This is a genomic window from Microbacterium sp. STRO-1N, assembly GCF_057748015.1.
In genome coordinates this window covers 3,330,393-3,342,959 of sequence record NZ_CM173234.1, presented here as the reverse complement: position 1 = coordinate 3,342,959, position 12,567 = coordinate 3,330,393, and the positions used below count along the sequence as shown (strand labels likewise).

Here is a 12,567-nt window from a genome sequence, read left to right as displayed (position 1 = left end):
CGCGGTCAGCCGACTCTGACGCGCACCTCGTGCCGGCCGGTCGCGCCGTCTGGTGCCGGAGGAGCGGATGCCTCGGTCTGCGTCTCCCCGTCCGCACTGATCGCACGGCAGCGGATGCGGTGGTCGCCGGGTTCGGCGGACCACGGCATCCGCCACTGCACCCAGGTGTCGTCCGAGATCGCCGGAGCCAGCTCTGCGCGCTGCCAGTCGCCGTCGTCGATCTGCACCTCGACCGCCGCGACGCCCGTGTGCGGCTGCCAGGCGACGCCGGCGATCACGCTGTCGCCGGCCTCGACGCCGCGGCCGGCGCGGGGAACGTCGATGCGTGACTGCAGCTTGATGGGGCCTCGCTCGGCCCAGCCGCGATCGGTCCAGTATGCGCGGGCCCGATCGAAGCGTGTGACCTCGAGATCCGTGACCCACTTGGTGGCCGAGACGTAGCCGTACAGCCCCGGTACGACCATTCGCACAGGGAAGCCGTGCGCGAGCGGGAGCGGCTCGCCGTTCATGCCGACCGCGAGCAGTGCGTCGCGATCGTCGGTGAGCGCCTCCAGGGGCGTGCCGGCGGTGAAGCCGTCGGCCGAGGTCGACAGCACCATGTCGGCATCGGCGGCAGGACGCGCCTGCGCGAGCAGCTCGCGGATCGGATGCCCCAGCCACACGGCGTTGCCGATGAGGTCTCCGCCCACCTCGTTCGACACGCAGGACAGGGTCACGGTCGTCTCGGTCATCGGGAGCGCGAGGAGCTCATCCCAGGTGATTTCGATCTCCTCCTCCACCATGCCGTGGATGCGCAGCCGCCAGGATGCCGGGTCGACCGTCGGCACCACCAGCGCGGTGTCGATGCGGTAGAAGTCGCGGTTGGGCGTGATGAGAGGTGCGAGACCGGGGACGTCCAGCGCCGCGCCGGACGGAGGAGCGGGGGCCGGGGTCGCCGGACGCGGCAGTCGCAGCGCGTCGCGCACGTTCGTGACGACGGCGGTTCCGGCGCGGGCGACGGTTCCGGCGACCGCGAGGGCGATTCCGAGCGCCGCGGTGCCCCCGGCCCACGCGAGGAATCGGCGGCGGGTGGGGAGGTCGGCGTGATCTGCAGCATCCGTCCCGGAGCCCTCGGGGACGAACCGGATCAGCAGATGCAGGGCGGTCGCTCCGGTCGCGCCGGCGAGTGCTGCCGGAAGCCACGCGAGCATCCCGGCATCCGTGCGGGTGACGGCGACGCCGGCGACCACGACGCCGATCAGCAGGAAGGCGATCACGCCAGAGCGGCGCCACCTCGCCTCGGCTGCCCCTGCTGCCGCGGCGGCCGCGACCAGCACGATGCCGATGCCGACGAGCAGGGCGACTTTGTCTGCCGTGCCGAACCAGGCGATCGCGGTGTCCTTGGCCCAGGTCGGTGCTGCGTCGATCAGCGCACCGCCGATCACGGCGAACGGGCTGGACGACGCGGCGAACACCGCTGCGGCGAGCTCACCGGCGCCCACGCCGACGGCGGCGTCCGCGATGCCCGCGAGCGCGGCCGTCATGCGGCGTCGCGGGAAGGAATCGGTCACAGCATCAGGCTACGAGCACCGAGGCGCCTGCGGTGCTCCGGTCACGGAATCGTAAGATCCGGCGAGAAACCACTCCACGCGCGAGAAACCACGCGGGCAGGTGCTTCTCGTCGGCTACTCCGCGTCCTTGGGCTCGGTGCGGATCGGCGTCGTCGCGACGGCGTGGTCGTCGAACGCGGTCGGCTCCATCGCGCGCACGACGGACATGGGCCGCGTCTCGTCGAGGGTGAGCAGGAACCGGGTGTCCTCGCGGCGGTGCAGACGGCCGGACCACAGCATCCACGTCACGCCGATCGCGCAGGCCAGCAGGCCGGCGACGCCGCCGACGACGATGGCGGTGCGCGCCGAGAACGTGTCGACGATCCAGCCGGCGATCGGAGCGCCGATCGGCGTCGAGCCCATCACGACCGCCATGTAGAGCGCGAGCACGCGACCGCGCAGGGCCGCGTCGGTGGTCGTCTGCACGTAGCCGTTGGCCGTGGTCAGCAGGGTCACGATCGAGAAGCCGCTGAACATCAGCACGAACGCGTAGGCCCAGTAGCTGGGCATCATGGCGGAGACGAGGGATGCCACACCGAAGCCGCCGGCCGCGATCACGAGCACGCGCACCCGCGCTCGGTCGCGCCGTGCCGCGAGCAGGGCGCCGGCGAGCGAACCGATCGCGAGCACGGAGCTCAGCAGCCCGTAGCCGTCCGCGCCGCGTCCGAACTCCAGCGCCATGGTCGAGGCGAAGATCGGGAAGTTCATGCCGAAGGCTCCGATGAGGAACACGATCACGAACACGACCTTGAGGTCGCTGCGGCGCATGACGTAGCGGAAGCCCGCCGCGAGTCCGCCGTTGCGCCCGCCCTTCGTGCGCGGGACGAGCTGGTCGCGGCGGATCAGCAGCAGCGCGATCAGCATCGCGAGGAATGTGACCGCATTCGCGACGAACACCCATCCCGATCCGATCGCGACGATGAGGAGTCCGCCGACCGCCGGCCCGATCAGGCGTGCCATGTTGAAGGATGCCGAGTTCAGCGCCACGGCATTGGAGGTGTCCTCGAGGCTGACCATGTCGGAGACGAACGCCTGCCGCGCCGGCGCGTCGAACGCGTTGGTGATGCCGAACGCCAGGGCGAACACGAACATCAGCGGGAGGGTCATGACGCCCGTGAGCAGGAGCGCCGCGACGCCGACCGCGAGCAGCAGGAGCGTCGTCTGCGTCACGAGCAGCACCGTGCGGCGCTCGAAGCGGTCGGCGACCCATCCCGTGAGGCTCACCAGAACCAGGGGGGGCCCGAACTGCAGCGCCATCGTGATGCCCATGGCGGTGGCGTCGTTGTCGGTGAGCTCGGTCAGCACGACCCAGTCCTGGGCGGTGGCCTGCATCCAACCGCCGATGTTCGAGACGAGCGCGCCGAGGAACCAGACCCGGTAGTTGATGTTCGAGAACGAGCGGAACATGGCCGTCACCGTTCGGCCACCTTCCGCATCAGGGCGCTGGCTTCGCGCAGCGTCTGCAGCTCCACTTCGGTGAAATCGAGTTCGGACAGCGCGCCGGACAGGGCGGCATCGCGCTTGCGGACGGTCGCCGTCACGACGGCGGTCCCCGCGTCCGTGATCTCCACCTGAACGCGCCGGCGATCCTCCTCGTCCTGCACACGGGTCACATAGCCGTCCTCGACGAGGGCCGCGACCGTGCTCGACATGGTCGGTGCGGTGACACGCTCGCGCTGGGCGAGTGCGCCGATCGTGAGCGCGCCGTTCATCTTCAGATTGGCGAGCACGGCGAAGTGCGCGTCGCTGATGTGGTCGTCCGCGCGCTCGCGGCGCAGGCGACGGGCGAGTCGGAAGGTGGCCATGCGCAGGTCGGTGGCGGTGGTGTGCAGGGAATCTTCGGAGGCAGGCATTACTTAGGTAGTCTAACTAAGTTTTGGATGCCGTGGGCGGGCCGCTTGGACAGGAACCGGTTTCTCGACTACCGTGAGGGAGATGAAACTCGTCGAAGATGCGAGCACGTATCGCAATCCGATCATCGATGCCGATGTGCCGGATCCGGACGCCATTCGCGTCGGAGACCGCTTCTACCTCGTGGCATCGAGCTTCCATCGCGCACCGGGGCTGCCGATCTTCGCGTCAGACGATCTCGTGAACTGGACGCGCATCTCGTACGCGCTCGAGCGCAACGAACCCGCAGCCTGGTTCGCACTGCCTCGGCATGGCGGGGGAGTGTGGGCGCCGTCGATCCGGCACCACGACGGGACCTTCTTCGTCGTCTACCCCGACCCCGACCAGGGGATCTTCGTCGTCACCGCCGAGGATCCGGCGGGCCCGTGGTCGCCGCCGCGACTGCTGCTGGCCGGCCTGGGCCTGATCGACCCGTGCCCCCTCTGGGATGAGGACGGCAGCACGTATCTCGTGCACGGCTGGGCGCGTTCGCGCTCGGGGCGCAAGAACGTGCTCACGGTCGTCCCCGTCGACGAGAAACTCTCGGAGACCCGCGGCGTCGCGGTGGACGTGATCGACGGCGCCCGTCTCGACGGCTTCACGACCCTCGAGGGTCCGAAGTTCTATCAGCGCGACGGGGAGTACTGGATCTTCGCTCCGGCCGGCGGCGTGGCCACCGGCTTCCAGGCCGTGTTCCGCTCCGACTCCCCGTACGGTCCGTACGAGCACCGCATCGTGCTCGAGCAGGGGGACACCCCGGTCAACGGTCCCCATCAGGGTGCGTGGGTCGACGACGGAGAGGGCGGCGACTGGTTCCTGCACTTCCAGGACCGCGGCGTGTACGGCCGAGTGCTCCACCTGCAGCCCATGGCGTGGGGCGAGGACGGTTGGCCCGTCATGGGCCAGGCGGTCGCGGGCGGCCCGGCGCAGCCGGTGCTCGAGCATCCGTCCCTGCACGGCGCACCTCAGGGCCTGCGCACGCTCGCCCGATCGGATGACTTCGCCGACGGCATCCCGAGTGCGAACTGGCAGTGGGAGGCCGACCCGGATCCGGATGCCGTGGTCCGGCGCGACCACGACGCCTGGACGGAGCGCGCGCTCACGCTGCGCGGCAGCGCCGACGGCGGCAACGTCCGCGCGCTCTCCCGCGTCCTCTCGCAGCCCCTGCCCGGCCAGCCCTCCAACTCGCGCGTCGACATCGAGCTCGTCTCCGGCCGCCCGGGCGACCGGGCCGGAATCGCCGTGCTGGGGTACACGTACGTCTGGGCCGGTGTGCGGATCGGCGCGGACGGCCCCGAGGCTGTCGTCGCCGTCCGCGAGCGCGACGACCAGGCGGAGCGCGTGCACCTGCGGGTGCCGATCACCGCAACGAGAGCGGTGGTCGCGCTGGATGTCGACGCCGATGCGCGCGTGCGCGTCGGTCTGACCGCGGACGGTGGGAGGATCGACATCGATCCGCAGTTCCAGGCGATCGAGGGGCACTGGGTCGGGGCGGCCGTCTCGCTGTTTGCAGCGAGCCGGCACGGAGCAGGCGAGGCCCTCGCCCGATTCCGCGACTTCGGCATCACGATGGGGGATGCGTGACGATGGCGACACGACGAGCGCGGACGGCGCCGACGCGCGAAACGACGATCAACGACATCGCGCAGGCGGCGGGGGTGTCGAAGGCGACCGTGTCGCGGGTGCTCAACCGCATCCCGACCGTCAACGCCGAGATCGCGCAGCGCGTGCGCCACGTCATCGACGAGCTCGGCTACACGCCGAGCCAGACCGCGCGGTCGCTGTCGCTGGGCGTCAGCCGGACCGTCGGCGTGCTCGTGCCCGACCTCGGCAACCCGATGTTCCACCAGGTACTGCACGGCTTCAACAGAGCGGCGGCGCGCGACGGATACCACGTCGTCGTTACGGACTCCTTCGAGGACGCCGACGGCGAACCGGACCTCGCCCGCGACCTGCGCGACCGCACGGATGCCGTCGCACTGTTCTCGCCGCGCATGACGCGGCCCGACCTGCTCGAACTGCTGCCGCGGATCGGCCCGGTCGCGGTGTTCAACCGCACCACCGGCAAGAACGCCGGATCCGTCCTCATCGATTATCACGAGGGCGTCATCGTGCTGGCACGGCACCTCATCTCGCTCGGCCACCGCAGGATCGCGTTCCTCGCCGGACCCGCATACGCCCGCGCGAACTGGGAGCGCGAACGCGGTCTCGCCGAGATCCGCGAGAGCGAACCGGATGTCGAGATCATCGACGTGCCGTGCGGACACTCCTTCGAGGACGGCTACGACGCCTGGCCGGCGCTGCGCGCCACCGGCGCCACCGCGGTGATCGCGTACAACGACGTCGTCGCGCTCGGCCTGCTCGGTCGTCTGTCCGAGGAAGGCGTGTCCGTTCCAGACGAGATGTCGGTCGCCGGCTTCGACGACATCCCGTTCGCCCGATACTCGTCGCCGTCGCTCACGACGATGACCTCGCGCCTCGGCGAGATCGGCGAGCAGATCTGGACCGTGCTGCATGCCGAGATGACCGCCGATCCGCTGCGCGAACCCATCATGTTCTCGCCGTCCCTCGCCCCGCGCAGCAGCACAAAGGCGCGGGCATGACCGTGGAGCTGCTGCGCGATGCCTCTGCCGTGGTCGAATACCACGACGGCACCGGTGTCGACGCGCGGCTCTCGCCGCGTCCGTTCCTCACCGCGACGACGCCGCTCGGCACGCCGGCCACGCAGGTCGAGCCGGAGGACCATCTGCACCATCTCGGCATGAGCGCCGCACTGCCGGACGTCAACGGCACGAGCTTCTGGGGCGGCCGCACGTATGTGCGCGACCACGGCTCCACGATGCTCGACAACCACGGCACGCAGCGGGTGACCGAACGCGAGGTGCGCGACGGGACGGTCGTCGAACGGGTCGTGTGGCTCGATGCGCAGGGCGCGGCCCTGCTCGATGAAGAGCGCACCATCACCGTCAGCGCGGGCGACGGACGCTGGGAGGTGGTCTGGGTCTCGCGCCTCACGGCTCTCGAGCAGGACGTGAGCTTCGGCAGTCCGCAGACCAACGGCCGACCCGGCGCCTTCTACGGCGGGCTGTTCTGGCGAGCGCCGTTCCCGGTCGCCCGTGTGCGCACCGCGGAGGGGTCGGGCGTCGACGTCGCGCACGGATCGCTCTCGCCCTGGATCTGCCTGGATGCCGAGCACACATCGCTCGTCGGGGTCAGCACCAACGGGATGCCGTGGTTCGTGCGCGCCGAGGGATACGTCGGGTTCGGTCCGGCGGTCGCCGTGGGCGGCCGGCGTGAACTGCCCAGGGGTGAGACTCTGCGGCTCGATCTCGCCGTGGCGGTCATGGACCGTTCGCCGGCGCGCCCTGCCGAGATCGCCGACCAGCTCCTCGACGGCGTCAGGGACGCGGTGTGACCCGACCGCTGCAGACGCTGCTCGCCGAAGTGCGCGCCGCGGACATCGCCTTGCACTCGATCGAGATCAGCGTGGCCGGTCGTCCGATCGTGCGCGACGGCATCGCGCCGTTCGGACCCGAGGTGCCGCACCGGATGTACTCGGTGTCGAAGTCGTTCACCGGACTCGCCGTCCTCCTGCTCGCGGAGGAGGGGCGGCTCGACCTGGACGACGGCATCCTGACCCACTTCCCCGAGCAGGGGCCCGTGCATCCCTGGCTCGAGCAGACCCGCATCGACGACATGCTCGCGATGACCGGCCCGCACAGCCGGACGACATATGTCGAAGCATCGGACAGCTGGTTCGAGTCCTACTTCCGCGTGCCGCCGACGCACCGCGCCGGCACGCTTTTCACCTACGACACCAGTGCGTCATACGTGCTCGCCGCTCTCGTCGAGCGCCTGACGGGCATGCCGATGCTCGACTACCTGCGCCCGCGCCTGCTCGACCCGCTCGGCGTCGGTGCGGGTGCGCACTTCCTGACCGGGCCCGAGGGGATCAGCCACGGCGGGTCGGGCCTGGTCATGGCTCCGGCCGACCTGCTCCCGATCGCAGAGATGATCAACCAGGGCGGATGCCGCGGCGGCGACCGCATCCTTCCGGAACGCGTCGTCGCGCGGCTGCTCGAACCGCGCTCCTCGCCGGCCATGCAGACCTGGGGCGCTCCGCTGCGCGCCGGGTACGGGCGCCAGATGTGGCTCCCCGGCGGTACGAGCTGGATGATGTTCGGGCTCGGCGGGCAGATCGTCTACGGCGACCCGGCGCGGCAGCTCGCGGTCGTCGTCACGGCGGATACGACGACGCTCACCGGCGGTGATCAACGGCTCGTGGACATGCTGCTGCGGGCATTCGACGCGCTGGACGAGCGCGCGGACGGCCTCACGGACGGCCTCGCGATCGGACTGGCGCCATCCGCACCGCCGCATGATCCGCAGCACGCCATGTCCGTCCACACCATCGCAGCCGTGATCACCGGTGAGGACGCCCCGGGCGAGATCGTCGTCGAGGTGGGCGCCGATGGCGGACGCCTCCGCTGGGATGCCGAGCACGAGCTGGTCTTCGACACCCATCGCCCGATGACGGCTCGCACGCCGCTCGGCGATGCCGTCGTCACCGCCGGCTGGACGGCGCCCGGCGTCCTCGACGTGCGCCTGAGCGCCGTGGGCGACGACATCGCCTCGGTGCGCCTGCGACTGGTCACCGGTGACGGAATCCTCACCGTGATGTCGCAGGGATTCGGCCCTGCGATCGGGTCATCCTGGACGTTCCGCGGCAGCTATAGCCTCTGATCGGCCCGGCTCCTCGCCGAGCGGGACGATCAGAGGCGAGGCCACCTGCCCGGGAGGTCAGCCCTTGACGGAGCCGACCAGCGCGCCCTTGACGAAGTAGCGCTGCACGAACGGGTAGATGATGAGCATCGGCAGCGTCGCGACGAAGATCACGGCCATGCGGACGGACTGCGCCGGCGGCACGATGTCGACCGCCGACTCGCTGGCGTTCAACCCGCTCGCCACGATCACGATCTGGCGCAGGAGTACCTGCATCGGCCACAGCTCCGAGCTGTTGATGTACAGGATCGCGCTCTGGTAGGTGTTCCAGTAGTAGACCGCGTAGAACAGACCGATCGTGGCGATCGAGGCCAGCGACAGCGGCAGCACGATGCGCCAGAAGACGCCGAACTCGGAGCAGCCGTCGATGCGCGCCGCCTCCTCGAGGCTCTCGGGAATGCCCTGGAAGAAGCTGCGCATGATGATGAAGTTGAACGCGTTGATCGCCACCGGGATGATCAGCGACCACAGCGAATCGATCATGCCGAGGCTCTTCACGACGATGAACGTGGGGATCATGCCACCGGCGAACAGCATCGTGAACAGCACCATGAAGTTGATGACACGGCGGCCCTTGAGGTGCTTCTTGGACAGGGCGTACGCCATGAATGCGGTGAGCACGAGCGAGATGAAGGTGCCGCCGATCGTGACGATCGCCGAGACGCCGAGGGCGCGGAAGATCGTCGGCGTCGACAGGATGTAGCGGTACGCGTCGAGGCTGAACGTCTCGGGCCACAGGATGAACGGTCGCGTGGCCAGCTCGCCGGGGGTGGCGAGTGAGCTCGCCAGCACGTTGACGAACGGCAGCACGCAGATCAGCGCGAAGGCGATCAGGACGATCGCGTTGATGACGCTGAAGATGCGACGGCCAGGGGTGACGCGCAGCTTGTTGCGGGCGGTGCGGCGGATCTGGATCGGGATCGTCGCGCTGTCGACAGGTGCCGTGTTGGTCATTTCGAGCTCCCAGGGGTGGGCGTGCGCACCGCGAACAGCGCTGCGGAGAGGAAGAAGTCGGTACGGAGAGGTGGCGTCATGTCCGGCTCCCCGAGGTCGGCGTCCGCACCGCGAACAGCGCTGCGGAGAGGAAGAAGAGGAAGGCCACGGGGTACAGGACCAGCTGCGTGCCGAAGAGGCAGGCCAGGCCGGCGCCCGCGAACCACCAGCCGGTCGATCGACGACGCGGGCGATAGGTGGCGAAGAACCAGCCGACCGCGCACAGCAGGGCGATCAGGATCAGCGAGAACCCGAACCACGCTGCGAGAGTGTTCAGCACCGTGTGAGCGTCGGCATCGGCGACGTCCAGGCCGGCGGCGCGGAGCGCCGGGAGCACGGACTCCTGCAGGGCCGCGGCATCCGCTCGGGTGATCACGAGGGCGAACCCGCCCTGCAGCACGGCAGCGGCGGCGAAGCCGACGGCGGCGATGATCAGCTCGATCCGGCGGCGGAAAGGCTTGGCTGCGGCATCCGCAGTGGACGGCGTCTCGGTCATGACAGTCATACCAGCGCACCTCCGCGGGTTTCCAGGCTCGCCGTGCCGTCGGTCACGAGGACGGGGCCGACGGCACCCGTGACACGGAGGCCGACGATCCGCAGCCCGGTCGCGAACTGCGCGTGCACGCCCGCCGAGGCCATCGCGGGAACGCCGTCGGCCATAGCAGGGACGACCGGGGTGGCATCCGGTGCGAACGAGACGACGAAGTCGTCGAGCGTGAGGTCGTCGATGGGCGCCTCGGGGAGACCAGAGACCCAGGCGGCGCAGGACGTCACGTTCGTCGCCGTGATGTGGGCCAGGTGGATGCCGCGGAAGCGCGGAGTTCCGGCATCCACCGGCTGCGGGGTGCGATCGGACACGATCGGAGCCTTGCCGTCCGGGCCGCAGAAGTAGAACGGGTTGATGACCAGCGGGCACATCACTCGGTCCATCACGATGTTGGAGACGCGCACGTCGGACACGGTGCCGCCGCGGCCGCGGCGGGACTTGATCCGGATGCCGCGGTCGGTGCCCTGGAACACGCAGTTCGAGATCACGACGCCGCGGACGCCGCCGGACATCTCGCTGCCGATCACGACGCCGCCGTGTCCGTGGATCATCGTGCAGTTCGTGATCGCGATGTTCTCGCACGGCACGCGGTCCAGCGACTTCTCGCTGCCGGCCTTGATCGCGATGCAGTCGTCGCCGACGTCGATGTGGCAGTCGCTGATGCGCACGTTGCGGCACGACTCGGGATCGATGCCGTCGGTGTTGGGAGAATCCGGCGGGTTGATGATGCGGATGCCGGTGATCCGGACGTCGTCGCAGAGCAGCGGATGGACGGTCCAGGCGGGGGAGTCGCGCAGTGTGACGCCGGAGATCTCGACCCTGGAGCATCCGTGCAGGCCGACGAGCGTCGGGCGGGGGAACGACAGGGAGCCTGCCCGGAAGGCATCCCACCACCACGCGCCGCCGCCGTCGATCTCGCCGCGACCGGTGATCGAGATGTCGCTGGCGTCGCGGGCGTAGATGCACGGGGAGTGGATGGTCGTGGCTGCGCCCTCCCAGCGCGCGCCGACCGGAGGATAGAGGGCGGGGTCGGCGACGAATCGCAGCACCGCACCCGCCTCCAAGTGGAGTTCGACGCGGGAGCGCAGGCGCAGAGCACCGGTCTCGTGCACGCCGGGCGTGATGGTCACGCGCCCGCCGCCGGCATCCGCAGCCCGGTCGATGGCGTCCTGCAGCGTACGGGTGGTCCGCTGCACGCTGGTCGGTCCGGATCGAGCGGTTTCGCTCTGCACCTGCATCCCGCTCATGTCACTTCGTCTCCGCGTAGGAGGCGCTGAGCTCCTCGATGATGGCGTCGAGCCCCTTGCCGTCGAGATCGGCGATGGCCGCCTCGAATCCGGCCATGTCGAGCTGGCCGACCATGTACTTGTTGTAGGCGTCGTTCGCGGCCTGCTGGATCGTCGACCAGCTCTGATCGAACGCGTCCGACGACAGCGGCAATGACGGGTCGACCACCGCGAACTCCGTGTTCTCCTCGATCTTCTCGTTGCCCTCGTCGACATACGGCGTCGAGCTCTTGAACGTGACGACGTTGTCGCTGGGGCGGGACGACGAGTACGGCTGCACCTCCTGCTCCCACTTCGGCTGGTCGGCGATCGTCACGACTCCGTCGGCGTCGACGGTGAAGTGCTCGTCCTCGATGCCGTTCGTCATCAGCGTGAAGGCCTCCTCGTCGAGGAGCTTGTCGATGAAGGCGAGCATGCCTCGGAGCTCGTCCTCGGTCTCGACCTGGCTCTTCGACATGGCCAGCCAGCCGCCGAAGCCGCCGTTGGTGTCGGACAGGATGCGTCGCGGCACGTCCTCGAAGGTGATGTCGTTGATCAGCGCCCACGACATCGGCGTGTTCGGGTCGGAGCTGACCGCGAGGTTCATGTAGCCCTTCGGCTCGAACAGACCGGTCACGACGATGCCGCCCTTGCCCTGGGCGATCGCGTCGATCTGATTCTGCTTCTGCATGGTGACGAACTCGCCGTTGACCGCGCCCTGCTCGTAGAGGTCGCGGTACCACTCCATGGCCTGCTTGAACTCGTCGGTCTGGAAGGTCGGGATGACTTCGTCATCCTCGATGACGAAGTTGTTCCCTGCGCCGAAGTAGCCGGCGAGGCTCTTGAAACCGAGCTTGAAGCTCTCGAGGCGGTCGAGGAATCCCGTGGTGTCATCCTTGCCGTTGCCGTCCGGGTCCTGCGTCGCGAAGGCCACAGCGACCTCGCCGAGCTCTTCGATCGTGTGCGGGACCTCCAGGCCGAGGTTGTCCAACCAGTCCTGCCGGACGATCACGCCGTACCGGGCGATCGGCTTCTGGAACGGCACACCGTAGAGGTGACCGTCGACGCGAGCGGACGCGATCGTCTGGTCGTCGATCTCGGACAGGTTCGGGTAGTCGTCGAGATACGGCTCGACGTCCCAGAACTGGCCGGATTTCAGTGCCTGGCGCACCGAGGTGTTCGTGATGTTGGTCAGCGATGTGATGTCGGCGAGCGAGTCCGACGCGAGGGCGGCGTTGATCTTCTCGTCGGCGGAGGCGGCAGGCACCCACTGGAAGTCGAGTTCGGCTCCGGTGGTCTCCTCCAGGGCGGTCTGGATGGGGCCGTCCGCGTCCGGAGTCGTCGGCGTGTGCAGAATCGCCATCCAGGAGATCTCCTCGGGGATCTCGGCGGATCCCCCACCGTCGGAGGATGCTTCGCCGGACGCGCCGCATCCGGCGAGCGCGAGTGCGACGACGGCAGCGGATGCGGTGGCGAGTGTCAGTCGGGAACGATTGCGCAT

The 12,567-nt window shown here is 69.2% G+C and carries 11 protein-coding genes; 4 read left to right on the top strand and 7 right to left on the bottom strand.

Annotated elements, in window-relative coordinates; all coding sequences use genetic code 11:
* Positions 1 to 5: 5 nt before the first annotated feature.
* The 3 genes from AC3ANJ_RS16265 to AC3ANJ_RS16255 all read right to left on the bottom strand — a co-directional run bounded on the left by AC3ANJ_RS16265 (position 6) and on the right by AC3ANJ_RS16255 (position 3,442).
* Positions 6 to 1,523, bottom strand: a complete 1,518-nt coding sequence (locus tag AC3ANJ_RS16265) for a molybdopterin-dependent oxidoreductase (protein WP_488319299.1) — start codon at positions 1,521 to 1,523, stop codon at positions 6 to 8.
* A 141-nt stretch (positions 1,524 to 1,664) separates the two neighbouring features.
* Positions 1,665 to 2,996 carry an MFS transporter gene (locus tag AC3ANJ_RS16260; protein WP_488319298.1) on the bottom strand — a complete coding sequence of 444 codons (1,332 nt, stop codon included), beginning with the start codon at positions 2,994 to 2,996 and terminating at the stop codon, positions 1,665 to 1,667.
* Positions 2,997 to 3,001: 5 nt separating this feature from the next.
* Positions 3,002 to 3,442 carry a MarR family winged helix-turn-helix transcriptional regulator gene (locus AC3ANJ_RS16255; protein ID WP_488317197.1) on the bottom strand — a complete coding sequence of 147 codons (441 nt, stop codon included), beginning with the start codon at positions 3,440 to 3,442 and terminating at the stop codon, positions 3,002 to 3,004.
* Positions 3,443 to 3,524: 82 nt separating this feature from the next.
* On the opposite strand from AC3ANJ_RS16255, the gene AC3ANJ_RS16250 reads away from it, so the two are divergent.
* From AC3ANJ_RS16250 to AC3ANJ_RS16235, 4 genes are read left to right on the top strand one after another with little or no spacing between them, the layout of a single operon-like run.
* Complete coding sequence (locus AC3ANJ_RS16250; protein ID WP_488317196.1) at positions 3,525 to 5,063, top strand: glycoside hydrolase family 43 protein; 1,539 nt, start codon at positions 3,525 to 3,527, stop codon at positions 5,061 to 5,063.
* A 2-nt stretch (positions 5,064 to 5,065) separates the two neighbouring features.
* Positions 5,066 to 6,082 (top strand): LacI family DNA-binding transcriptional regulator, encoded by a 1,017-nt coding sequence (locus AC3ANJ_RS16245; protein ID WP_488317195.1) that lies wholly within the window; start codon positions 5,066 to 5,068, stop codon positions 6,080 to 6,082.
* Positions 6,079 to 6,894: a DUF6807 domain-containing protein gene (locus AC3ANJ_RS16240; protein ID WP_488317194.1), complete on the top strand. Its 816-nt coding sequence runs from the start codon at positions 6,079 to 6,081 to the stop codon at positions 6,892 to 6,894. The genes AC3ANJ_RS16245 and AC3ANJ_RS16240 overlap by 4 nt, the downstream gene beginning before the upstream one ends.
* Positions 6,891 to 8,222, top strand: coding sequence for a serine hydrolase domain-containing protein (locus tag AC3ANJ_RS16235; RefSeq protein WP_488317193.1), 1,332 nt, complete (start codon positions 6,891 to 6,893; stop codon positions 8,220 to 8,222). The genes AC3ANJ_RS16240 and AC3ANJ_RS16235 overlap by 4 nt, the downstream gene beginning before the upstream one ends.
* 57 nt (positions 8,223 to 8,279) lie before the next feature.
* Here the strand turns inward: AC3ANJ_RS16235 and AC3ANJ_RS16230 are convergent, their stop codons facing one another.
* From AC3ANJ_RS16230 to AC3ANJ_RS16215, 4 genes are all read right to left on the bottom strand, one after another.
* Positions 8,280 to 9,215, bottom strand: a complete 936-nt coding sequence (locus AC3ANJ_RS16230; protein ID WP_406248877.1) for a carbohydrate ABC transporter permease — start codon at positions 9,213 to 9,215, stop codon at positions 8,280 to 8,282.
* Between the two features lie 76 nt (positions 9,216 to 9,291).
* On the bottom strand, positions 9,292 to 9,759 hold the full coding sequence (locus tag AC3ANJ_RS16225; protein ID WP_488317192.1) for a hypothetical protein: 468 nt from the start codon (positions 9,757 to 9,759) through the stop codon (positions 9,292 to 9,294).
* Positions 9,756 to 11,048, bottom strand: a complete 1,293-nt coding sequence (locus AC3ANJ_RS16220; protein WP_488317191.1) for a glycoside hydrolase family 28 protein — start codon at positions 11,046 to 11,048, stop codon at positions 9,756 to 9,758. Before AC3ANJ_RS16220 ends, AC3ANJ_RS16225 begins: the two co-directional genes overlap by 4 nt.
* A gap of 1 nt (position 11,049) precedes the next feature.
* A complete protein-coding gene (locus tag AC3ANJ_RS16215) occupies positions 11,050 to 12,567 on the bottom strand; it encodes an extracellular solute-binding protein (protein WP_488317190.1) in 1,518 nt (505 codons plus the stop codon).